Annotated in this window: 22 protein-coding genes; 7 read left to right on the plus strand and 15 right to left on the minus strand. The window is 37.1% G+C overall.

Translation table 11 applies throughout. The annotated features are described in order from the left end of the window. Nucleotides 1-161: 161 nt before the first annotated feature. The 13 genes from MP478_RS05425 to MP478_RS05485 all read right to left on the minus strand — a co-directional run bounded on the left by MP478_RS05425 (nt 162) and on the right by MP478_RS05485 (nt 11973). Nucleotides 162-1049, minus strand: coding sequence for a helix-turn-helix domain-containing protein (locus MP478_RS05425; RefSeq protein ID WP_257190381.1), 888 nt, complete (start codon nt 1047-1049; stop codon nt 162-164). 141 nt (nt 1050-1190) lie between these two features. Then, on the minus strand, nt 1191-3437 hold the full coding sequence (locus MP478_RS05430) for a TonB-dependent receptor (RefSeq protein ID WP_257199850.1): 2247 nt from the start codon (nt 3435-3437) through the stop codon (nt 1191-1193). Between the two features lie 201 nt (nt 3438-3638). Beyond that, nucleotides 3639-4526, minus strand: coding sequence for an urea transporter (locus MP478_RS05435; protein ID WP_257190379.1), 888 nt, complete (start codon nt 4524-4526; stop codon nt 3639-3641). 146 nt (nt 4527-4672) lie between these two features. Continuing rightward, entirely contained in the window at nt 4673-5374 is a 702-nt protein-coding gene (locus MP478_RS05440; protein WP_257199851.1) for a hypothetical protein, read from the minus strand. Nucleotides 5375-5513: 139 nt separating this feature from the next. After that, entirely contained in the window at nt 5514-6302 is a 789-nt protein-coding gene (locus tag MP478_RS05445; RefSeq protein ID WP_230037892.1) for an urease accessory protein UreD, read from the minus strand. Next, nucleotides 6302-6943: an urease accessory protein UreG gene (gene ureG / locus MP478_RS05450; RefSeq protein WP_257199852.1), complete on the minus strand. Its 642-nt coding sequence runs from the start codon at nt 6941-6943 to the stop codon at nt 6302-6304. The genes MP478_RS05445 and ureG overlap by 1 nt, the downstream gene beginning before the upstream one ends. Nucleotides 6944-7088: 145 nt before the next feature. After that, entirely contained in the window at nt 7089-7787 is a 699-nt protein-coding gene (locus MP478_RS05455) for an urease accessory protein UreF (RefSeq protein ID WP_257199853.1), read from the minus strand. Beyond that, nucleotides 7780-8289, minus strand: coding sequence for an urease accessory protein UreE (ureE, locus tag MP478_RS05460; RefSeq protein ID WP_257199854.1), 510 nt, complete (start codon nt 8287-8289; stop codon nt 7780-7782). Before ureE ends, MP478_RS05455 begins: the two co-directional genes overlap by 8 nt. Continuing rightward, nucleotides 8279-8929, minus strand: coding sequence for a hypothetical protein (locus tag MP478_RS05465; protein WP_257190374.1), 651 nt, complete (start codon nt 8927-8929; stop codon nt 8279-8281). The genes ureE and MP478_RS05465 overlap by 11 nt, the downstream gene beginning before the upstream one ends. A gap of 113 nt (nt 8930-9042) precedes the next feature. Further along, entirely contained in the window at nt 9043-10764 is a 1722-nt protein-coding gene (gene ureC / locus MP478_RS05470; RefSeq protein WP_230037899.1) for an urease subunit alpha, read from the minus strand. Between the two features lies 1 nt (nt 10765). After that, entirely contained in the window at nt 10766-11134 is a 369-nt protein-coding gene (gene ureB, locus MP478_RS05475) for an urease subunit beta (RefSeq protein WP_257199855.1), read from the minus strand. Nucleotides 11135-11147: 13 nt separating this feature from the next. Then, entirely contained in the window at nt 11148-11450 is a 303-nt protein-coding gene (gene ureA, locus MP478_RS05480) for an urease subunit gamma (RefSeq protein WP_047487498.1), read from the minus strand. Nucleotides 11451-11607: 157 nt separating this feature from the next. Beyond that, entirely contained in the window at nt 11608-11973 is a 366-nt protein-coding gene (locus tag MP478_RS05485) for a hypothetical protein (RefSeq protein WP_257199856.1), read from the minus strand. A 405-nt stretch (nt 11974-12378) separates the two neighbouring features. Between MP478_RS05485 and pruA the strand changes: the two genes are divergently transcribed. The 3 genes from pruA to MP478_RS05500 all read left to right on the plus strand — a co-directional run bounded on the left by pruA (nt 12379) and on the right by MP478_RS05500 (nt 15046). Continuing rightward, nucleotides 12379-14004: an L-glutamate gamma-semialdehyde dehydrogenase gene (gene pruA / locus MP478_RS05490; RefSeq protein ID WP_257199857.1), complete on the plus strand. Its 1626-nt coding sequence runs from the start codon at nt 12379-12381 to the stop codon at nt 14002-14004. 460 nt (nt 14005-14464) lie between these two features. Then, nucleotides 14465-14683, plus strand: coding sequence for a cytochrome C551 (locus MP478_RS05495; protein ID WP_230037907.1), 219 nt, complete (start codon nt 14465-14467; stop codon nt 14681-14683). A 156-nt stretch (nt 14684-14839) separates the two neighbouring features. Then, a complete protein-coding gene (locus tag MP478_RS05500; RefSeq protein ID WP_230037908.1) occupies nt 14840-15046 on the plus strand; it encodes a hypothetical protein in 207 nt (68 codons plus the stop codon). 387 nt (nt 15047-15433) lie between these two features. Here the strand turns inward: MP478_RS05500 and MP478_RS05505 are convergent, their stop codons facing one another. Then, a complete protein-coding gene (locus MP478_RS05505) occupies nt 15434-17059 on the minus strand; it encodes a tetratricopeptide repeat protein (protein ID WP_257199858.1) in 1626 nt (541 codons plus the stop codon). A 303-nt stretch (nt 17060-17362) separates the two neighbouring features. Between MP478_RS05505 and MP478_RS05510 the strand changes: the two genes are divergently transcribed. Further along, entirely contained in the window at nt 17363-18523 is a 1161-nt protein-coding gene (locus tag MP478_RS05510; protein ID WP_230037912.1) for a thioredoxin family protein, read from the plus strand. Nucleotides 18524-18677: 154 nt separating this feature from the next. Here MP478_RS05510 and MP478_RS05515 read toward each other — a convergent pair whose 3' ends face one another. After that, nucleotides 18678-19700 (minus strand): 3-oxoacyl-ACP synthase III family protein, encoded by a 1023-nt coding sequence (locus tag MP478_RS05515; RefSeq protein WP_257190368.1) that lies wholly within the window; start codon nt 19698-19700, stop codon nt 18678-18680. Nucleotides 19701-19773: 73 nt separating this feature from the next. On the opposite strand from MP478_RS05515, the gene MP478_RS05520 reads away from it, so the two are divergent. The 3 genes from MP478_RS05520 to MP478_RS05530 all read left to right on the plus strand — a co-directional run bounded on the left by MP478_RS05520 (nt 19774) and on the right by MP478_RS05530 (nt 22911). After that, the gene (locus MP478_RS05520; RefSeq protein WP_230037916.1) at nt 19774-20673 is read left to right on the plus strand and encodes a CorA family divalent cation transporter; all 900 of its coding nucleotides are present in this window, start codon (nt 19774-19776) and stop codon (nt 20671-20673) included. Nucleotides 20674-20774: 101 nt separating this feature from the next. Next, nucleotides 20775-22361, plus strand: coding sequence for a patatin-like phospholipase family protein (locus MP478_RS05525; protein ID WP_257199859.1), 1587 nt, complete (start codon nt 20775-20777; stop codon nt 22359-22361). Between the two features lie 97 nt (nt 22362-22458). Then, entirely contained in the window at nt 22459-22911 is a 453-nt protein-coding gene (locus MP478_RS05530; protein WP_230037920.1) for a hypothetical protein, read from the plus strand. The last annotated feature ends 54 nt before the right edge of the window (nt 22912-22965 follow it).

The following is a 22965-nucleotide window of genomic DNA, read 5'->3' on the forward strand; positions in this document are numbered from 1 at the left end:
TCACTGGTGAATAGTGAATTTGCCCCGCGATGAATTAACTCCTGTTTATCATTATTGCAGTTTCCGGATTTGCGTTGATATGAAGAATTTATTGCCTTCACTCATTGAATTGCGCAGCAAAATTGACCATTGACATTATTGTATATAATTAATCTCACTTATCAAACAGGAACTCTGCTATTTAAAAACTGTATCCTGTATTCTTTCGGGGTAATTCCTGCAATCTTTTTAAAAAGCTGCGTAAAATGTGATGCTGTATGAAAATTCAGCTCATAGGCTATCTCTGCAATGTCTTTACTTGAATGCAGCAGTGCCTTGCTATAATTGATATCTATTTCATTAATCCATTGTTTCGGAGATTTCTGGGTAACTCCTTTCACGCATTTGTTCAGATAACTTTCTGTCACCGACAGTTTATCAGCGTAGAAAGCCACTCTTTTTTCTACGACATGATACTTAAACAGTAAATCTCTGAACTGAAGAGACAACTCCATAGGACGGGTGGCTGATTTATGATGGGTATCAGAATCTGTACTCAGCATTTTGATTAGGATAAGGTGAAGCATAGTCACCACCACATCATTTACATTGAGATTATTCAGCCATAATTCCTGTTCCATAATCGGAAGGAGCTGTGTAATAGTACCGTAGGTGAGGCTGTCCAGATTCAGAAAAGGAGTCATAAAGAAAATGCTGCTTTTATGTTTGGGTAATTCCTGTTCGGAAAGAATATTATTTTCATAGGCGAGAAAAAAACCTTCAATATCGTCAGACAATTCTACGGTAGCCGTAATTGTTCCCTGCTTGATAAAGATAACACCTGCTTTTTCAGCATGGTATTCTTTATTTTCAAGATACTGTTTAATATGCCCGTTGGTAATGAAAATAATGAAATTAAAGGTGGTACGGTATGGAATCACCGGCATCAAAATCCCCTTAAGATAATTTTCTATCCTATACAGCTGTATATCAGCATTATTAGCCAGTATCTTATCCGTTATCTGAGGTAAAAAGAGCTTTTTGTATTGAAAATTGGATAATACTTCCATCCGATGTAATGATTATTTAAAATTATACAAAATTTATTAGTTAGAATCATAGAATTTGAAAATTTGAGAATGAGTTAATTTGAAAATGAATAATACTATTCTTTATCATCCTCAAATTCCCTCACCCTCAAACGCTCTACTCTAAAACTTATAATACACTCCCACTCTTATCCCAAAAGGGCTTCCCGGTGTATAAGTAAGGTCTGTAATTGGTTCTGCTTCTCCTTTTAACTGGGTTTCTGTTGCGAACTGAGCTTCATTCCATTGTACATTGAAAAGATTGCTGACCTGAAGGTTAGCCCCCCATTTCTGGCGGTTGTAAGCCAATACCAGATCATTTACGAAATAGGCTTTTGTTCTGATGCTGTTGTCTTCTACAGCTGGTCTTGCACCAAGATAACGATATTGAAGTCCCAAAGAAAAGCCGTTCAGGAAATCCCAGTTTACAGATCCGGTACTGGTAACCACAGGTGCTAACGGAATGTAATCCTGTCCTTTTTCTTCTTCAATAAATCTGGCATGAGAATAGTTGATGTCGGCATTCAGGTAAAAATTTTCCAATGGCTGAAAACGGATTCCAAGATCTGCCCCGAAACGTCTTGATTTTCCGGAAGGTTCTACGACAGCATCATCACCTACGTAAACAAATTCCTGCTGCAGATCCATAAACCAAATAGCCGGTGTAATGATAAGCGACTTAAAAGGATGCAATCTAAGTCCGAAATCTCCACCAATTGAATATGGCAGTGTTTTTTGACCGTTAGTCGGAACAACAACTCTCAGGTCATTGGAATGAAAACCCATACCCATTTTCAGGAACCACATGATGTTATCATTTTGAGCATAGGAGAAATTTAGTTTCGGGCTCAGCCTTGTGGCTTCTTTTGACTGTCCGGATGGCAATTGTCCGGCATCCAGCAGATTATGCATATTGAAGATAAAGTGATCTACTCTCAAAGCCGGATTGATGGTCCACTTTCCTGTTTTCCATAGTAATCCTGAATAGGCATGAAGGTTGGTTTCCGTACCCGTTACATCCGACATTCTGTTCAATAACAAATCTCTGTGATACACATGATTAAGCTGAAGAGTATTAATATCATCGTTTCTTACCCCTATTCCTGAAATCCAGTTTAATGAGCTGTTGGCAAGAGAAAAGGTTTTGGTATATTTTACTTCTGCTCCATATATATTTCTTCCGTCTGTCTGCTGAATTTCGTCACCATGGTCTTTATCTTTCAAATAAAAGGTAAAATCAGAATAGAGATTAAAATTATATTTTGAATAAAAAGCCATCGCATCAATCTGCTCAGAAGGGGAAATAATATGCTTAAAATTCATCTGAAGATTTGTTCTGGATGTTTTTCCTCCTTCAGTAGGGTCTATGCTGCCCCATCTTCCAATGATTCCTTCATCTACAGCCCGCTCCGGAATCTGCCCGGAAGCATTCCATGAGGAATTGAATGTTGAAAACTGGATATTGAAATAATCATTATCTGTAAGCCATTGGTTATATTTTCCGAAAATATTGACTCTGTTAAAGTTTTGTTTTACATCAAAAGGACCGTCTGTATAGTTATATTCTGCTGCTACATACGCATTTTTTCGCCCCAGATCATCATGCAGGATATTGAACATCCCCAACACTCTTTTTGAATTAAACGAACCTCCTTCCAGTTTGATCATGCTGTTTTTCAATCCATTATAAGTTTGAAAATCAACATACCCTGCTGTATTGAAATCTCCGCGATCCATATAATAGGCTCCTTTTCCGAAATCAATATTATTAACCGTTTCAGGAATCACAAAATGAAGATCAGAATATCCCTGCCCATGGGCATGCGATACAATATTCACAGGCATTCCGTCTACATTTACGCTTACATCGGTACCATGATCGGCATCAAAACCTCTTAAAAAAAGCTGCTCAGCTTTTCCTCCTCCTGCATGCTGTGCTATAAACAATCCCGGGACTTTTCTCAGCAGGTCCTGTGCTGAATTCACCGGAAACTTATTCAAATCAACTTTGGTAATCGCCGATAAAAATGAGCTGTGATTAATGGCCACTTCAGAGATCTGAAAAGGTTTATGCTGTAAAAAAATAACTTTGTTTTTATCTTCATCGTTGGTAACCATCCATTTTACCTCATCATATCCCTGACGGCTGATCACCAGTGTATCTGGAAGAGATGGAACAGGAATAGCAAAAGTACCGTCTGTTCCTGTATGGGTATGGCTGTTTCCGTGGTCATATTTTATAAGTACGTCCGCAATGGGAAATTTGTCATCAGCATCTTTGATCAGCAACTGCTTTTCTGCTTCCTGAGCCGTCATTTTTCCAGTGAAAGCCATGATCAGAAATGCTGCTGCTATTTTAGTTATTTTCATTTTTTATTTTTTTGATAAAAAGTATGTTGTATAATATTAATGGCTGGGAGTTGAGACGTGAGACATAGAGATAAGAGACGTAAAACCTTTATCAATAGTGAATTCTGCCTCTCAGGTGAATTGTTAATCATCAGTGAAGGGATAACAATTTTGAACTTTAGCGCTAAAACGCTTTTACTCTCCCACTCTCAAACCTAAACACTATGTTTTGGCTTTAAGAAATATCTTCTGAATTAAAAGTGTAATCCATGTTCCTGTTACAAAAGGAAAAGTAAGCACTCCACCTACTGCTCCCAGAGTATTGTTGTCTACAAGATAATCGTCGATAAGTACGGTTAAAACGACAGCAATAAAAACCCAAATTCCGTCTGTCTTTTTGAACCCTGAAAAAACAATTGCAGAAAGCACTGCATTGAACCCAAAAAGCCCCATATGAATTTTGTCGATAGGTTCCCCATGCATATGAGATACGTAAGAACCCAACACCGCTCCTACAAATCCATATAAAGCTGCCGCCGGAGAGCTGATAAAAACAGCAATAAAGAAAATAATACCTGAAAATACTCCGCCCTGGAAAATCACTTCCCCAAAAGCATTGGTACATGTAAGGAAATCATCATAATCCACGGGGCCTGCAGTTGCTGAAATGGCTGCTGAAGGAGGAATCTGGGTAAAATGATGTAAAGCAAAAATGCATACCCATGTAATGATAATAAAAGGAAAAGTAAATACGGGGATTTTCTTTTGGATAAAGAAATGCTGAATAACAGCTGCCAAAACTCCTCCCAGTATAATAAGCATCCAGATGAGTACTGTCGTCTGAAACACAAAAGACAATGCTACTCCTACAAGTGCTGCACTGAAACCGTACAATCCGGCATTAATTTCAGATTGGTCATAATTAAGCTTCATCGCAGTGAAAGTGGCAGCTGCTGTTGAAAGCAATACAGCAATACCTCCCTGCCAGCTTCCTATAAAGATACCTATAAGAAACAGAAGTCCGGTCCATCTGTTTTCCTGAAGCATAATCTGCCCGATTCCTTTTAAAACATAGTCTATAAAGGGTAGTTTTTTGAAAAGTTCGTCCATAGTTTTTTCTGTATAATGTATTTTGTACAATGTAAAATATATTGATGATTTGAATGTAGGATTGGAAGTTAATAGCTGGAAGCTAGAGGTTAGAAATTAGAAGAAAAACTTTTACCCTCAAACTCTACCACTCGAACTCAGAAACTTTACCATCCAAGAAAGACCATTCCGATGCCACAAACTGTTACCACCACTCCGCTCACAACTCCCATATATCTTTCCAGCTTATCTGTATTGAACAATGTTGAGTAGCCATAACGTCCCAGCAGAACCATTCCAAGCATTGTTAATACCGTAGTAATAGTGAATGAAGTCACCAAAACAGCAATTTCTGATATGGAATGTTTTACTCCTGAATAGAATAATAAAGGAATCAACGGTTCACTTGGCCCCATTACAAAAATCATAAAAAGGACAAGTGGAGTTACTTTTATTCTTGTTTGGGGCACGACCACTTCACTGTGATTGTGTTCATACACATACACATCGTCCCCCATCACATCAAAATGCTTGTGAGGCTTGTTCCTGATGGCCTGGATCAATCCATATATTAAGTAAACTCCTCCAAAGATCAACAGTGCCCATCCGGAGAAATTTCCTCTCAGGTCCTGGAACCATGAGATTTTATTCAGCTGCCAACCCAGAAATACTCCTATAAACCCTAAAACCAAGGAGCTTAATACATGTCCCAATCCGCAGACTACTGTGAGTACTGCTGTTTTCATCCCGCTCCATTTTTTAGATTTTGAGAGGACAATAAAAGGCAGATAATGATCCGGTCCTGAGGCTGTATGTATAAAGCTTATTGAAACAGCACTTAAAAGAAGTGCCCAAACTGTACTATCCATTTTTGTTTATCTATTGTTTGTTCTTTTTATTAAGTTTTGGCTAAAGCCAGTTGAAAAATATTCTTTTATTAGCGTGGGCTAAAGCCCACTTCTATCGATAAAATCAGCCTACCTACTTCAATAAGAATCATTTTAATTTTTATTCCAGTGACCAGAGAATTTCCTGAATATGAAGGAAAAAATTGTATATCAATTCTCCGCCATGTCCCAAAACTCTTACTACAAAACCATTATCCTCCATTGCAGAAACACCTGCTTCCATTTCTTCACGGTGCTGTTCTGCGGCCTCAACAATCTCTTCAATAAGACCGTTTTTGTCTACATTCTCCTTTGTGCTGTAAAAGATCAGAGTTCCCTGATGCGTATACTGTTCCAGGTTTCCGATACTGCTGATGGGGATCATATCAGGCTGAATGACAACATTGTCCTTCACTACCAGCTTATTGTCATGATAGATTTCCATAAGGTTTTGAAAACGTTTCAGCTTGAAGACTTCTCCATAATGCTTTCTCCCACAGGTAATTATCTCACTGATGATGATCTGGCTATTTTTTCCGATCTGAATATTGGCTTTACTTTTAAAGTTGGAATCTTCATGGGGAACGATAGGATGAGGAACGTAGGCAAAGGAAGTTTCATCCTCCATGGTAACATTAAGCTCCTGAACAGCCTTATCTTTCATATTGAAAAGTCTCTGATACGACTGCGACTGCAGTTGAAGTGAAGCTCCTTTTTCCAGGGCTACATCCAAATGGTAGTGGTCACCGTCCAGAATTCCCGGAGAGGAGCTCATCACCATCTGATAGAGCTTTTTGTCACTTTTTCGCTGCCCTACAGAAACCACTCTGAAAGGAAGTGAGACATAAAGATCCTTCACATAGGATTCTTCTCCCTTGAATCCTGCAATAATATGTAAACGACTATCCATTATCTTACCAAATCCGGTTCTTCAATTTCTTCTAAAAGGGCATATTTTTTAATCCAGCCGATTACTTTATCCAGTCCTTCGTCCGTTTTTAGATTCGTGAATACAAAAGGATTTCCTTTTCTCATTCTTCTGGCATCATTTTCCATGACTTCGAGGCTTGCTCCTACATGTGGCGCAAGGTCAATTTTATTAATGATCAATAAGTCTGATCTTGTAATACCGGGGCCTCCTTTTCTGGGAATTTTTTCCCCCTCTGCCACATCAATAATGAAGATCGTAACATCTGCAAGATCGGGGCTGAAGGTAGCGGAAAGGTTATCACCTCCACTTTCAATAAGTACCAGTTCGATATCCGGAAAACGGGCGGCCAGCTCATCTACAGCTTCAAGGTTCATACTTGCATCTTCACGAATGGCAGTGTGAGGACATCCTCCTGTTTCTACTCCGATAATTCTTTCATGGGGAAGAAGACTGTTTTTAGCCATAAATTCAGCATCTTCTTTGGTATAAATATCATTAGTAATGACTCCAAGATCATATTTCCCGAATAATTTTCTGCTTAAACGTTCCAATAATGCAGTTTTTCCTGATCCTACAGGCCCTGCCACTCCTACTTTTATATATTTTCTATTTTTTTCCATTTTTTTCTAAATTTCACTTTGTTTGTTCTGACTTTTTTAACGCTAAGGGCGCTAAGCTTTTTTTGATTGAGAATATTTTAAGTTCACAAAGGCGTTGCATTAAACAAAGCACATTTGCATTCCAATCATTTACCTTTTCAGCTTATTATGACATATAAAGCCTTGAATACAGTCTCTCATGCTGCATGCATCTGATATCAAAAGCCGTATTACACAGTCCCACCATATCTCTATCCAGCTCCATGGTTTCCCAGACTGTTTTTTCCATAACCGGATATAAGGAAAAAAGAATATCCTGGCCATCAAGCTGCCCCAGAGGTACCAGCTTCACAGCATTGGTGATCATCCCGGCGACTGAAGTGTAATAGAATCCTAATAAGGCTTCGTATAAAGGAATTTTCATTAAACAGGCATATACTCCAAATACAATACAGTAGTGAGAATTGGCCTCTTTATTTTTAATTGCTTTTTCAAATTCCTCCATGAAAGGAAAATTTTCTCTTCTTTTGAAGATTTTAATCAGTCTCAATCCCAATTTTTGACTGGCCTGACGGATTTCCTTTGGACATTTTATGGCATTGCATTCGTTATCAAGTTGTAACAACAATTGTAAATCCCCATTCTCTGCTGCTTTATATGCCAGTTTTACAAAAGCTCCATCATTGAATTTAAGATTGTACTGAAGCATATTCTCTACAAACTCTTTTGCCGTTTGTAAATCATGTACTATTCTTTCCTGCACATAGGTTTCAAGCCCGTTGGAATGGGTATAACCACCGATAGGAAGTGTAGGATCTGCAAGATGAAGCAGTCCTGACAAGAAGTTTATATTTATATTATTCATCTTTGGGAGCTGCCATTTTTAAGATTTTGGTAAAAATTGTTGAGCCCAGACTTCCATGTCCGTGAGGTTCAACATTGGATTTAAGGAGATTCAGCAGTTTTACGGATTGCTTTTCCGGGTTGAAACCGCTTGCCTCCAGCCATCTGAACATGGGCATTTCAAAAGGCAGCAATACTTTATCTTCCTGGATAAAAAGAGGAATATGTTTATTTCCTATTTCATAGCATACCGTTCCCATTTCAAATAAAGAGCCTGGTACCATTACAATAGCTTCTGTTTCCAGCACATTGACAGCTATTACTTTTTCTGCATCTTCGAAAAGAATATCTCCTTCACGCAAACGTTGTCCTTCCTTAAGGAATTTAATGGCAACATCAGTTCCCTGTCTGGTTTTTTTACGTTGGATCCTTTTTGTAGTTTCAAACCATTCCAGATCGAGATAATCTATGGTTTTTGCTGGAGGATTTTCGGCTAGGTTGCCTATGGTTTGATTAATTATCATCTTTAGCGGATTTTTTTCTGAAGTCAAAGTTTTTGGAAATGCCTACCCCGAATGTTGACCCACTGAGTCCTGCTACATAGCTTTTTGTCCAGCCTTCCTGTTTTGTTTTGGTCTGAAGCATTGAAAGCTCAGCAAACTTGAACTTTAAAGCCCAACCCCCGCCTAACAATATCCCGATCAAAGGATAAGCACGAAGACGGAATCCATTAAAGTTCTGCATAGAATCTGCAGCTCCGGACAATTGTTGTCCCCAGACATAGTGAGCATCAACCTGCCCGATCAGTACAAAATATTTCCCAAGCATTAATGACGGACTGTACCAAATTCCCGCTTCATTTTGTTTATACATTACATGATGGTCAACAGAGTTTTGTGAGTATGCATAATTCACTCCGATAAGGTCATTATTATTGATAAAGTATCCTACTCCAAGCGGAGCACTTGAAACCGTACTGCTGCTGGTGGATGGTGTAGTAACTTTAGAGTAATCCAATGAACCATACACCATAAATTGTCCTTTTGGTCCCTCTTCATCACTTGTAAGCCTGTGTCCCCCCAGAAACTGAGCGCTTATATTTCCTGAAAGCATTGTCATTCCGGCTACAGCAAGGGAGCAAACTGTTTTATTTACGTATTTCATTCTAAACTTAGTTCTATAATTATTTTAAATTCTATTGGATAAACTTTTCAATTTTTAAGTAACCTTATAGGTTTTAGAAACCTATAAGGTTTGTAGTGGTTGGTATGTTTATCTTAGAACAAGTAATACAACTGTGTTAAAGGAAGTTTTTCTGCCGGCTCACAGGTGATATATTCACCATCTACGGTCACTTTGTAGTTTTCAGGATTCACTTCAATTAATGGGGTCTTATCGTTATGAATAAGGTCTTTTTTGGAAATATTTCTACAGTTTTTCACAGGAAGGATCATTTTTTCCAGTTTATAGGATGCAATGGTTCCGTTATCTATGGAGATTTGAGAAACAAAGTTGGCACAAATACCAAACTTAGCTTTCCCATGAGCTCCAAACATATTTCTGTAGATAATGGGCTGAGGCGTCGGAATAGAAGCATTAGGATCTCCCATCTTAGCAGCAATTACAAATCCTCCTTTGACAATCATCTCGGGTTTCACACCAAATAATGCCGGCTTCCAAATCACTAAATCTGCCAATTTCCCTTTTTCAAGAGATCCCACATATTCTGAAATACCGTGTGCAATAGCAGGGTTAATGGTATATTTAGCCACATATCTTTTGGCACGGTAGTTATCATTTCCCGTCTCTTTATCTTCTTCCAGATCTCCTCTCTGTTCCTTCATTTTACTGGCGGTCTGCCAGGTTCTGGTAATTACTTCACCTGGTCTTCCCATCGCCTGAGAGTCAGAACTCATGATACTGAAAACTCCCATATCGTGAAGGATATCTTCTGCTGCAATGGTTTCAGGACGGATACGTGAATCTGCAAATGCCACATCTTCAGGTATATTCTTGCTCAGGTGATGGCATACCATCAACATATCTAAATGTTCATCGATCGTATTAATAGTGTAAGGACGGGTTGGGTTTGTAGAAGCGGGAAGTACATTATGGTACATTGCTGCTTTAATGATATCCGGTGCATGCCCTCCACCAGCTCCTTCTGTATGGAATGTATGGATTACTCTCCCATTGATTGCTCTCATGGTATCTTCAAGGAAACCTCCTTCATTTAAGGTATCCGTGTGGATAGCTACCTGAACATCATATTTATCTGCTACTTTTAGCGCTGCATCAATTGTTGCCGGAGTTGCTCCCCAGTCTTCATGAATTTTTACTCCTAAAGCGCCTGCTTCTACCTGCTCTTCGATAGGTTCTTCTGCAGAACAGTTTCCTTTTCCGAAAAATCCAAGGTTCATAGGATACTCTTCAGCCGCTTCAAGCATTTTCTGCATATTGAATTTCCCAGGAGTTACTGTAGTAGCGTTCGTTCCGTCATTAGGACCCGTCCCACCACCAATCATTGTGGTGATTCCGCTGTACAAAGATGTTTCGATCTGTTGTGGACAGATATAGTGAATATGGGTGTCAATTCCTCCTGCTGTTACAATATATCCTTTTCCCCCATGAACTTCTGTAGAAGCTCCGATGATCATATTGGGAGATACGCCATCCATGGTATCAGGGTTTCCTGCTTTTCCTATCCCTACAATCTTACCGTCTTTAATTCCGATATCCCCTTTTACAATTCCCCAGTGATCGATAATTACTGCACCGGTAATACAAAGGTCTAAAACACCTTCGTCTCTTTTTGCAGTAACATTCTGCCCCATTCCGTCGCGTACGGTTTTTCCTCCTCCGAAAACGGCCTCATCTCCGTAATGGGTGAAGTCTTTTTCAATTTCAATGATAATTTCAGTGTCTCCCAGTCTGATTTTGTCTCCGGCTGTAGGACCTAATATATTGGCGTATTGTTTTCTGTCTACGTGTAAGCTCATCTTAATAATTTTTAAAGTTTAAGTCTTCAACTTTTGCAAGGCTTGCTTTTTTCTGTTCTTCAGAATCTACCTGTCCGTCAACAAGATTATTGAAGCCCATTGCTTTTTTGGTTCCTCCTATTTCTACCAGCTCCACTTCTTTTTCTTCTCCCGGCTCAAAACGTACTGCAGTACTTGCTACAATATTGAGTCTCTTTCCGAAAGCTTTTTCACGGTCAAAACTCATGGCTTTGTTCACTTCAAAAAAGTGGAAATGGGAACCTACCTGAATAGGGCGGTCTCCTGTATTGGTTACTTTTATTTTGACAGTTTCTCTGCCTTCATTGCAGATAATTGTGCCTTCTTTTACAAAAATTTCTCCTGGTATCATGATGAAATTGGTATTAACGGATTGGGTTGTGTACGGTTACCAGCTTAGTTCCATCAGGGAAAGTAGCTTCAATCTGAACATCGTGGATCATCTCCGCAACGCCCGGCATTACATCTTCTTTTGTAAGAAGGTTTCCACCTTCCTGCATCAGTTCTGCCACTCTTTTCCCATCTCTGGCTCCTTCAAGCAGGAAATGACTGATTAATGCTATGGATTCTGGATAGTTTAATTTAAGGCCTCTTGCCTTTCTTTTTAGAGCAAGTTCGCCTGCCAGAAATAGCATAAGCTTCTCCGTTTCTCTCGGTGTTAAGTGCATTGTTTTTTATTTTAAAATTGGATATACAGTATCTGGTCTGCCTTTCAGAAAAGGCAAATAGAAATACTCAGAAATGTTAACATGAAGAATGAATCCTCCGGACATGCATCTTTTATAATGTAAATCCTGTCAATGGACCATTAAAATTACAAAGGAATTAGCAGCCTGCTATCTGCAGAGAATGGTACAGAATGTACCTTGGTGCTGTAATATAAATACGGTTTTGAACGGCCGCAACCTGATTATTATAGGTATATTCTGCAAAGAAATAGTGCAACCACTGCTGTGCAAGTATTGAATAATCAAATTTTACCTTTTCCCAATCATTGGAATCCTGAACATCCTGTACGTCTGAAAAACTATAAATTTCAGGCTGCGTCTGCTGATCCGATTTTTGCTGAAGAAGATGAATTTTTGAAAGCACATCAGAGTACGCCTGAGTTCTCCCCTTATGTGCAAAAAGACCTGCACATAAAACCGCGAAAAACAACAGAAAAGAGAAAAAGACAACTCTTTTTTTCATACCTTTTAATAATGGTGTAAAATTAGAGTAATCTTAAAAACCGGGCTATCAAAAAGATTATTTAAAATGTTCAAAATCGCGACAAATGCAATTTTATGTAAAATTCACATTCACAGATAATCACCTAGTTTACAATACTTAAAAGCATTTCATCAACTATGACAAACTTTTTATAGTTCTAATTCATATCAGAATCAGAATTCAGCTCTGTTTTATTCTATTTAAAATATCAAATAAAATCGTTAAAAATCATCATTTTTCCATCATTAAAAAAGATATATTCCTGGCATCCCGCAATAAAAAGGTTTATTCTATAAAAATTTGCTGTATTTTTTTCTTTCCTTATAATTGTCGTAAATTTGTATACCAACATACTTATTTAATTAAAAAATAATACAACGTAATATGTCAAAAGCAATTTCGCAAGTACCATTGGCGGTAAATGAGCCGGTAAATTCTTATGTACCGGGATCTCCAGAAGTTAAAAGCCTTATCGACACTTATAAAAAAATGTGGGCAGAGAAGGTAGAAGTTCCCATGATCATCAACGGAAAAGAAGTAAAAACTGATAAAAAAGTACAGCTTCAGTCTCCACAGGATCATGCTCATGACTTCGGATTTTACTACCAGGGTGATATGCAGCATGTAGATGACGCCATCAACGCGGCATTGGCAGCTAAAAAAGAATGGAATGAACTGGGATGGGAGCAGCGTGCAGCCATTTTCTTAAAGGCAGCTGATCTTTTGGCTGGGCCTTACAGAGATGTGATTAATGCAGCCACCATGATCGGACAGTCTAAAAATGTACACCAGGCTGAGATTGACGCAGCTTGTGAGTTCATTGATTTCTTGAGATTCAACGTAGAATTCATGACAGAAATGTATTCTGAGCAGCCTGTTTCTGATAATGGTATCTGGAACCGCGTAGAATACAGACCATTGGAAGGATTTTGTTTCGCAGTAACTCCTTTCAACTTTACAGCTATTTCCGGAAACCTTCCTACTTGTATGGCTATGTTAGGAAACGTAGTGGTATGGAAGCCTTCCGATAAGCAGATTTATTCTGCAAAAGTAATCATGGATGTATTGATCGAAGCGGGTCTTCCTGCAGGGGTTATCAACATGATCTTTACAGATGGTAAAGAAACAGCTGAAAAAGTATTGGCACACCGTGATTTTGCGGGTCTTCACTTCACAGGTTCTACAAAAGTATTCCAGGGAATGTGGAAAATGATTGGTGACAATATCCACAATTACAGAACGTATCCAAGAATTGTTGGAGAAACAGGAGGTAAGGATTTTGTAATTGCTCATCCTTCTGCTAATGTAGAAGCGGTAGCTACTGCTTTGGTAAGAGGAGCTTTCGAATACCAGGGACAGAAATGTTCTGCAGCATCCAGAGCTTATGTTCCAAAATCTCTTTGGGCTGATGTGAAAAAAGTAATGGAGGCTCAGATGAGTAGTATTAAAATTGGTTCTCCGGTAGACCCTTCTAACTTTGTGAATGCGGTAATCGACAAAAATTCTTTCGAAAAATGTAAAGGATACATCGACAGAGCTAATGCTTCAGGTGAAGCTACAGTAGCTATTGGTGGTACATGTGATGATTCTAAAGGATGGTTCGTGCACCCTACAGTGATTGAAACAACAAACCCTCAATATGAAAGTATGGTGGAAGAAATCTTCGGGCCTATCTTATCTGTATTTGTATATGAAGATCAGGACTGGAAAGAAACGCTAAAAGTAGTTGATTCTTCTTCTCCTTATTCATTGACAGGTTCTGTATTCTCTCAAGACCGTTATGCAATCAACGAGGCTTACAAAGCCCTGGAAAATGCATCAGGAAACTTCTACATCAATGACAAACCTACAGGTGCTGTAGTAGGACAACAGCCTTTCGGTGGTGGTAGAGCTTCAGGAACCAACGATAAAGCAGGTTCTAAGATGAATCTTCTAAGATGGACCTCTGTAAGAAGCGTAAAAGAGACATTTGTTTCTCCAAAAGACTACAAATATCCATACCTAGGATAATAAGTAATGAGTATAGGTAATGAGCTATTGTTATCTATTCTTTCCATACAGCCTCGGAATTTCGGTTTCGGGGCTTTTTTGTGGTTGGGTTCAGGATACGAGATGCAGGATGCATAAGGTATAATGTTATCGGATACGCGGTTTCTTTTATCATAACAGTATTTTATTCTCCCCATTCTAACACTCTAACACTCTAACACTCTAATACTCTAATACTCTAATACTCTAATACTCTAACACTCTAACACTCTAATACTCTAATACTCTAACACTCTAACACTCTAATACTCTAATACTCTAATACTCTAATACTCTAATACTTATTCTAATACCCTAAAACTACCTACCATCCGTTGCTTTCTAACATTTTTTAACAAACTTTACCTATATTTTACAATTTCTTACTACCACTTAGGAATAATTGTTGATTTTTCACTAATACACCCCTAAATAAAATTGTATGAAAAAGTTTTTGTTAGCAGCCATTGGAGTAGGATTATTTGCAGTGAGCTGTGGAACCAAGGAATCAACTATGTCAACGAGTAATACTGATTCAACAGCAGTAGACAATACCCAAAAAACGGTACCCTCTACTACTGATACAATGCGTACGAAAGTGGCGAATCCTGACAGTATCAAGATGAAAAAAGATTCAATGGTAACAACTCCTGTCAAATAAGTTATTATAACGTTTAATTTAAAATGGAAAATCTGCAGCTGAAAGTGCTGCAGATTTTTTTTTACATTTATCTGATGGCTGATATTTAGCAAAGTTCTTTTAATCTTTTTAATTAAATCACTATATTTGATAAGATCAATCAAAAAAAATATCATTATGAAAAAATTCTGGATAGGAGCTATTTTAGGGCTTTTCTTTCTGGGGAGCTGTGCTCAAAACAAAGAAAAAAGAGAAGAATTCAAGGATGCTCACAATAAAGACTCTTTAAGAAACAAAATGGGAGATTCTGCTGTCGCCAATTCTGAGCAGGCACCGGTAACTTCCGACACTACAACAAAAACAGACAGTACAAGGGCTAAATAAAATCACAAATCCACAGAATATCTGTGGATTTGCACTTAAAAAAACTTGACTGAAAAAAACCGGGCAATCAACCCCGATTATATTGTATTCCCTAACTTTTCGATTAGGTATATTTCCTACGAAGACAAAACAAGGAACCGTGATTATTTCATGGTGAAGAAATAGGCACGAATTCCGGATTAAAATTTTTGGTTTGATTAAAATTAAGTAGTTTCTCTATTGTAAAAGAAAACATATTCTGTAAATACAATAGAGATTAACTGTAGTATAATAGTGATCATTCCCGTTAAGCTGAAGCAAAGATAGGATAGCAATCCTATGATATAAAACAATAGGTTGTTCATTTTCGTGAAAATAGCAACAGTGAATTAAAAAAAACAGTGATTTTTAATCATTTTCCTGAAAACGGACATCTTTATCTGGTTGATTTTCAGAATCCAGATGCTTAATATATGCTGATGGAGAGAAATCAGTTACGGCTTTGAATACCGCAGCAAACTTACTGTGTGAAGAAAAGCCACATTCATCAGCTAAAATACTTATTTTGTACTGTCTGTATTTCTCGTCATTGATAATTTTATCCACGATATAATTGATCCTTAAACGATTAATATAAGATTTAAAGTCAGCACTTTTGTGCTGATTAATCACATAGGACAGATATTTTGTATTGGTATTAAGTTCACCCGAAAGAAAAGATAATGACATACTTTTACTGTTATAAAGTTTTCCTCTTTCAAAATCTTCCAGCAGTTCCAATAATTTCGCCTCAGTTTCAGAAGTCATCAGAGATTCATTTCTCTTTTTACCGGCATCACTGTCTTTTTCTTCTATTTCTTCAACAGAAATATTTGAAAATTCAGTTTCATTAGGGGGTTGCTCCACTCTTTCTTTTGAACCATAAGCCAATTGCTGGCGGGTCCTTATCATACTTCTCAGTTTTGAGCGCTGCTTTTTCTCTTTTGTTCTGAAGAATATAATCAATCCAATAATGGATATGAATAATATAATGATGGCAACATTCTTTACAATATTCAGTTCTCCGTTTTTAGCGGTTTTATTGATGGTATTTTCTGGGGTTTTAGTGATAAACTCCTGATTGCGGACCGTAATACTGTCATAAGCTCTTACATATTTCACAGCATACAAAGATGCCTTAAATGTATCACCAATATCCTCATAATAATCATTAATATTAGAATATACAGCCTTTCGGAGTTTAAGACTTCGGGAGGTATCTGCAATTTTTTCCGCTTTTTTAAGATACATCTCTGCCTCTTTCCAGTTTTTTTGTTTTAGGCGGATTCCTCCGAGACCATTATAAATCAACCCTAACGTACAGCTTCCTTTCTTAAGTAGTGCTTCCGCTTTTCTATAATAATTTTCGGAAACGAGGTAATCATTAAGCTTAAAATATACATCTCCCAAAACCTGATAAGAAACAGCGATTGTTCTGCTTTCATTGGAAATTTTTGCTTTTTCAAAAAATGTAAGAGAAGATTCAATATCCTTTATAGCATTTGAATAATTACCTAATTCCATTTCATAAAAAGCCATTTCCTGGTTCATCAGGCCTGCTGTTTCATTACTTTTCTGAAAATCGGTGATCAGCTTAGAAAATTCAAGACCTTTTACAATATATTTTTTTGACCTTTCATAAAGCCCAACCTGTCTGTATTGTTTGGCCAGCAGCCTGCAGATATAAATCATCTGTTCCGGATCATTGGTCCGGCTAATTAAAGAGTGTGCAGTCTCACTATAACCAATAGCTTTTTTAAAATTCCCTGAATAGTGATAAAGTTCCGAAGAAAGAATAAGGCTTTTTATCTTTTCCTGTGGTGTCTGTGCAGCTATATAGAGAGAGTCCGCAGTTTTAAAAGCTGCCGCCAAATTTTTATGAGAAGTGACAACAGTTGTCTTTTCACAGATCTGGTCAAAACTATTTTTTTTCTGAGCAGATATCAGGATTGCTGTTGCAAGTAAAAACAAAAGCTGGAGTACATTTTTAGGCATAAAAAAACAAATTATTATTCTTGTTTTATAATAACTCATCATCTTTTCAACGGGGTGTCTTTTTGTTTTTTACAAAACTACTAATATTTTACTTTTTATTAAAATATTCTCCTGTAATTTAATCATTTAAACCAAATCGTCAATTTACATTAATTTTAATAATAAGAACAAAATAATACATGATCATCTTTCATATCAAAACTATGCCTATACTAAAATCAAGATTTATGTGTAATTATTTCCAAAATGATTGACTTAATTGTCATCATATTTATTACATTTGTATGGAACAAAATTAATTTCATGAAAAGATTAGCTATAATTTCAGCTTTATTTATAGGGATTTTTGCATTTGCACAGGGTATAAAATTTGAAGACGGCAACTTTGCGTCTGTCCTTGCCAAAGCAAAAAAAGAGAACAAACTCATATTCATTGATGCCTATGCTTCCTGGTGTGGTCCCTGCAAACTGATGGTAAAAAATATTTTCCCTTTAAAAAATGTAGGTGATTATTATAATTCTCACTTCATCAATGCTAAGATTGATATGGAAAAAGGAGAAGGTGTTGAATTGGCTAAAAAATACAATGTAAAAGTATTTCCTACTTATCTATTTATTGATCCAAACGGTGAAACTGTACACAGAACAATAGGCTATGTAGAAGAAAAAGACTTCATCCAATTTGCAAAAGATGCTGAGGATCCTAACAAGAAACTAACCGCATTAAAGCAAAAGTTTGAAAATGGAGAAAAAGATCCTGAATTTTTAAAAAATCTTGCCGGGCTTACCCTTTACAATGATACTGAATTTGCCGGTAAAGTACTGACCCGTTATTTCCAGCAGAAAACTGCCCTGGATCAGGAAGATGTTCAGATTCTTCTTTCAGGAACACAAAGTACAGAGAGTCCTTTGTATAAAATATTCCAGGAAAAGAAAGCTGAAATCATCAAATTTTATCCAGCAGATAAATATGAAAAATTTGAGAAAAACATCAAAGTAAATACCGTAGCGCAAAAGGCTTATAATGCAGATACAAAAACATGGAATGACAATTATTTTATGACAGGAACCCAGACTTTCCTGAGCAAAGAGGAAGCTGAAAAGGTATTAAAGAGAATGAAAGCCAACAGAGCTTTAAAAAACAAAGATATTCCTGTTTATGAAAAATTAATCCTTGAGCTGTATCAGGACTATTCTACGGCAAGCTCCGGAGAATTAAACTCTCTTGCCTGGAATTTCTTTGAAAATGTAAATAACAAAGCATCTTTAGAAAAAGCTATCACCTGGGCACAGGAATCTGTAAAAAAAGATCAAAGTTTTGCCAATACAGATACTTTAGCTAACCTCTATAATAAAGTAGGTGATAAGAAAAATGCAAAAATATGGGCTGAAAAGTCTATTGAACTGGCAAAAACTTCCGGAGAAGATTCAGCAGATACAGAAAAATTACTAAAAAGTCTTTAACAGATAAAGCATAAAAAAACAAACCCGGCAGATTTTATCTGCCGGGTTTTTATGTAACAATCTTTTGTCGAATCTATGATTCTGCCACTATTCACGGAAGGAAATCATTCCTTTAAGGGTGTATCCGAAGATTAAATAAAATGGTAGCTCTATCTTAATATTCAAACAAAACACTTCCCCACGTAAACCCGCTTCCAAATGCAGAAAGAAGGACTAAGTCTCCCCTTTTTATTTTACCTTCTTCAATGGCTTCACTTAAAGCAATTGGAATAGAAGCTGCCGTTGTATTTCCATATTTCTGAATATTATTATGGATCTTCTCATCCGGCAATCCGAATTTCTGCTGAACAAACTGGGCAATTCTAAGGTTCGCCTGATGAGGAATGAACATATCAAGATCTTCAACTGTTTTTCCAGCTTTATTTAAAGCTTCCAACATCGTTTCCGGGAATCTTGTTACGGCATGTTTGAATACAAAATTACCGTTCATAATCGGGTAAACTTCTTTATTGGTTACATTTTCCGGTTCTTTTCTCATTCTATCGCTCCATCCGAATTTAGAACCTGGAAACTGTGTACAGAGTTCATCTGCATATTTACCTTCAGAATGCATATTTACCGCTAAAATATCTCCTGAAGTTTCATCTTCTGTAGCACAAAGCACCACTGCTCCTGCTCCGTCTCCGAAAATAACAGAAACCCCTCTTCCTTCATCAGAAAAATCCAATCCGAAAGAATGAACTTCAGCCCCCACCACAAGGATATTTTTATAGGTACCGGACTTAATAAAAGCATTGGCCACACTCATAGAATAAACAAATCCGGAACATTGGTTTCTCACGTCCAGCGCTCCAATAGTATCACATCCCAGCATATCCTGAAGCAACACCCCACAGCCCGGAAAATAATAATCCGGTGAAAGGGTAGCGAAAACGATGTAATCAATATCTTTAGCTGTAAGACCTGCATTTGCAAGTGCTTTTTCTGAAGCTTTAAATGCTAGATAAGCAGTAGTTTCCTGAGAATCATTTCTGTTCTTACGGTGTCTTCTTTCTTTGATCCCTGTCCTTTCTGTAATCCACTCATCATTGGTGGTCATTAACTGCGACAGATCATCATTGGTAACAACATTATCCGGAACATAAAATCCTACTCCTTTTATGGTACTTTTAATCATATAGTTTTTTAATTTTGGTAAAGATAAAACTTATTTAAAACATAGTATTTCAAAATATTAGTATTTTTACTTTATGCCAATTGATATAATATACAGAAGCTCCCAGTGTGAATGGGTAGATGTAGAGGCTCCTACAGCAGAAGACCTTAAGTTTCTTCATGAAAGATATGAAATTAACAACCTTCTTCTGGAAGATACCATGGACCCAAACCACCTTCCCAAATATGAAGAGGACGGTAATGTAAAATTCTTTCTCCTTCGTGAGAGCACAGAGCTGGAAAGAAAAAATCTGAATACTATCAGCGATATCAGTACCAAGATCGGAGTTTTTTTACTGGATAATACCATTATCACAATCCACAGGATGAAGACCCGAAGTATTTCTGAGACCAAGAAACAGATATCGGTAATTCAGGAAGACGTTACTCCTCAGAAAGTTCTTTTAATGATTGCTATATTGATCATGAAAAGCTTTGATGATGAATCCCTGAGCTTATTTGAAACTATGGACAATATTGAGAATGAGATTTTCCTCAAGAACACCAATCATACCAGTCAGATCCGAAGACTTTATAAACTGAAACGGAAGTCCGGATTGAATTCACGGGTGTTGGTTATTTCTACCGATGCTATAGACAAATTTAAATTATTGGATCTTCAGGATTCTGAAATTGTCGATTTAAAAGACAAGCATAAGGATGTAGTTGCCGATTTCGACCATTTAAATATACAGATCACCAACCTTATTTCTATGTTTCTTGCACTTTCTGATCAAAAAGCCAATCAGGTCATGAAAGTGTTGGCTATCTATTCGGTTTATTTTTTACCAATCACCTTTATTGCCGGTGTGTATGGGATGAACTTTGATAATATGCCTGAGCTTCATCATAAATATGGCTATTTTATAACGATGGGGATCATGGCTACTGTAGTGATCAGTACATTTATCTATGTAAGGCGCAAACAATGGTAATCTGAAGTCAATAAGCAGCCGGCAAAGAATGAAGCAGAGCAGTGGCATCAGTTCATTGAGAGACTGCCTCTGTCTTTTCCAACCACAAAAAACAAAAAACTATGAAAACTGAGGATCTTAAAAAAATTCTGAAAGATAATTCGCTTTCATCAGCATCAAAGGAAAAGCTTGCGGCCCTGCATGAAAATATTTCATCCAAAGAATTCTCTGATCTACTGGATCAGCATGGAAATCAGTATGTAGAGTTTGTACAGGAAGGAGGCGGAGTCTGGGGAAGTGCTCTGGTAGGCTATCTTTATGGGTTGGAGATCTTTGGAGTCCGTTTTTTAAAGGTGGCGGGAACCAGTGCCGGAGCCATTAATACTATGCTGATTGCAGCCTGTAAAACTAAAGAGGAAGCCAAAAGTGAGCTTATTAAAGATATTCTTTTCAGCTGGAATTTTGCTGATTTTATGGATGGTAAAACATATGTAAAAACAACCCTCCATTCCATGCTGAACAATAAGAACTTCTTTACCATTAATCTCATTATTGCCATAGCACTGTTCATTATTCTCATCAGTATTCCTTTTGCAGTTCCATCAGAAACAATACTGAATGCCAAGCTTATGTTTCTGATCCCTCTGATTCCGGCAGTTATTCTCTTTTTCTGTATCAAAAAGCTATACAACAATTTCAGAAAAGAAAACAGCGGACTTAACCCCGGAAATGTTTTCACGGATACCATGAGAAATGCCCTTGATAGTTTTGGAATAAAAACAGTTGCCAACCTCAATGAAAAATTTATCCGCAAAGAACACAACCTTAACCTCAATTACCGTTATGGAAACGGCGAGGAATATTATACACGGGCTTTGCAGAGTATAGAAAAAATTAAAACTAAAAACCTGGAACATATTGACCAGACCCGGTACAGAATTTTCTACGAAAGTGCCGTGAATAATGATTATTACAAAAACAATCCGTTTTATCAGCTACGGTCAGAATATATTGTAATCACCACAGATATTAATGCCAAAATAAAAGTAGAACTTCCCACCATGGCCAATTTGTATTGGTCTGAAGAAGAGCTCAAACGCATCAGCCCTGCAGAATTTGTGAAAGCTTCCATGTCTGTGCCTTTCTTTTTTGAACCTTTTCAGAAAAGGATCAATAAGGATGATGATTCTGTGAAATATGCCTGGAAATTCTGGATGAATACCAAACCGCAGGATATTAATCCTATAGGTATATTCATTGATGGTGGCAGTATCTCCAATTTCCCGATCGATATTTTCCATGCGGATGAAGTTTTCTACCCAAGAATGCCCCTTTTTGGAGTACAATTGACCAATGATTCCGATATTCTTTCTGAAAAAGGAAAAACAAGCGAGGAAATTCTTAAAACACCCTTCACCTATGCCGGAAATATCATCAGTACTTTAAAAGGTTTTAATGACAAAACCTTTCTTACCAAACATACTTTTTATCATCTGTTTAGTATACAAACCGTCAATTGCGGAACCAGCAGCTGGCTTAACTTCTTCATGAAAAAAGAGGAAAAGGAAGAGCTTTTCAACAGAGGCTTTCAGGCAGCACTTGATTTTCTCAACCAGTTTGACTGGGAAAAATACAAGTATGAAAGAATGATGCTCTCTATGAAAGAGAAAAAAATCCTAAAAGAAGAGGATACCCCTACGGTGGGATAAGGATTTTTAAATATTTTCGTTAAAAATAAAATAGACTATGAAATATATCTGTGAATGCCACGGAGAAAAATGCTGAGTAAATAAAATATTTCCAGGAATGAAAAAAAGTATTGTACAAAAATTCTCTATTATTCTTCCAGTTTTAACTATAATATTGATTGTGTTGAGTTTTGTTCATGAGAGTTTCTGGATAAAACAGATGCTCAAAAAACCCAGATATACAGTTGCGGAGGCTACTACAGACTGGCATCAGAAGAATAACAATGGTGTAGGAACAGATTATAAATATCGGGTTAAAGACAAAATATATTTCGCAACTACAAATTGTTCTTACCAAAAAGGGGATCAGTTTCTTATCATTTTTGACTCTCTAAAACCTAAAAATGCAAAGGTCCTTGGTATCTACTCTATTGAAAATTATCTTATTGATTTAAAAATCCCTGTCGATGGTTGGAAGTATGAGGATGTTCCATTTAAAATAGACAGCAATACCATAAAAAAGTATGTGCAGGACGGAAATATTGAACCCTTTGAATACAATCAGGAATAATCTTCAATGAGTATAGCAAATTCGGGAAAAAAGTAAGTTGAACTTACAATAGGA

Origin of the sequence: Chryseobacterium sp. WG14 (genome assembly GCF_024586945.1) — a bacterium.
Lineage (GTDB): Bacteria > Bacteroidota > Bacteroidia > Flavobacteriales > Weeksellaceae > Chryseobacterium.

Excerpts from the sequence above, each read along its gene's own strand:
- ureC (WP_230037899.1), bottom strand. The coding sequence starts at position 10,764 with ATGAGCTTACACGTAGACAGAAAACAATACGCCAATATATTAGGTCCT.
- MP478_RS05455 (WP_257199853.1), bottom strand. The coding sequence starts at position 7,787 with ATGAATAATATAAATATAAACTTCTTGTCAGGACTGCTTCATCTTGCA.
- ureE (WP_257199854.1), bottom strand. The coding sequence starts at position 8,289 with ATGATAATTAATCAAACCATAGGCAACCTAGCCGAAAATCCTCCAGCA.
- MP478_RS05435 (WP_257190379.1), bottom strand. The coding sequence starts at position 4,526 with ATGGACGAACTTTTCAAAAAACTACCCTTTATAGACTATGTTTTAAAA.
- MP478_RS05440 (WP_257199851.1), bottom strand. The coding sequence starts at position 5,374 with ATGGATAGTACAGTTTGGGCACTTCTTTTAAGTGCTGTTTCAATAAGC.
- pruA (WP_257199857.1), top strand. The coding sequence starts at position 12,379 with ATGTCAAAAGCAATTTCGCAAGTACCATTGGCGGTAAATGAGCCGGTA.
- ureG (WP_257199852.1), bottom strand. The coding sequence starts at position 6,943 with ATGGAAAAAAATAGAAAATATATAAAAGTAGGAGTGGCAGGGCCTGTA.
- MP478_RS05520 (WP_230037916.1), top strand. The coding sequence starts at position 19,774 with ATGCCAATTGATATAATATACAGAAGCTCCCAGTGTGAATGGGTAGAT.
- ureB (WP_257199855.1), bottom strand. The coding sequence starts at position 11,134 with ATGATACCAGGAGAAATTTTTGTAAAAGAAGGCACAATTATCTGCAAT.
- MP478_RS05500 (WP_230037908.1), top strand. The coding sequence starts at position 14,840 with ATGAAAAAATTCTGGATAGGAGCTATTTTAGGGCTTTTCTTTCTGGGG.
- ureA (WP_047487498.1), bottom strand. The coding sequence starts at position 11,450 with ATGCACTTAACACCGAGAGAAACGGAGAAGCTTATGCTATTTCTGGCA.
- MP478_RS05425 (WP_257190381.1), bottom strand. The coding sequence starts at position 1,049 with ATGGAAGTATTATCCAATTTTCAATACAAAAAGCTCTTTTTACCTCAG.
- MP478_RS05445 (WP_230037892.1), bottom strand. The coding sequence starts at position 6,302 with ATGGATAGTCGTTTACATATTATTGCAGGATTCAAGGGAGAAGAATCC.
- MP478_RS05530 (WP_230037920.1), top strand. The coding sequence starts at position 22,459 with ATGAAAAAAAGTATTGTACAAAAATTCTCTATTATTCTTCCAGTTTTA.
- MP478_RS05485 (WP_257199856.1), bottom strand. The coding sequence starts at position 11,973 with ATGAAAAAAAGAGTTGTCTTTTTCTCTTTTCTGTTGTTTTTCGCGGTT.
- MP478_RS05525 (WP_257199859.1), top strand. The coding sequence starts at position 20,775 with ATGAAAACTGAGGATCTTAAAAAAATTCTGAAAGATAATTCGCTTTCA.
- MP478_RS05495 (WP_230037907.1), top strand. The coding sequence starts at position 14,465 with ATGAAAAAGTTTTTGTTAGCAGCCATTGGAGTAGGATTATTTGCAGTG.
- MP478_RS05515 (WP_257190368.1), bottom strand. The coding sequence starts at position 19,700 with ATGATTAAAAGTACCATAAAAGGAGTAGGATTTTATGTTCCGGATAAT.
- MP478_RS05465 (WP_257190374.1), bottom strand. The coding sequence starts at position 8,929 with ATGAAATACGTAAATAAAACAGTTTGCTCCCTTGCTGTAGCCGGAATG.
- MP478_RS05430 (WP_257199850.1), bottom strand. The coding sequence starts at position 3,437 with ATGAAAATAACTAAAATAGCAGCAGCATTTCTGATCATGGCTTTCACT.
- MP478_RS05505 (WP_257199858.1), bottom strand. The coding sequence starts at position 17,059 with ATGCCTAAAAATGTACTCCAGCTTTTGTTTTTACTTGCAACAGCAATC.
- MP478_RS05510 (WP_230037912.1), top strand. The coding sequence starts at position 17,363 with ATGAAAAGATTAGCTATAATTTCAGCTTTATTTATAGGGATTTTTGCA.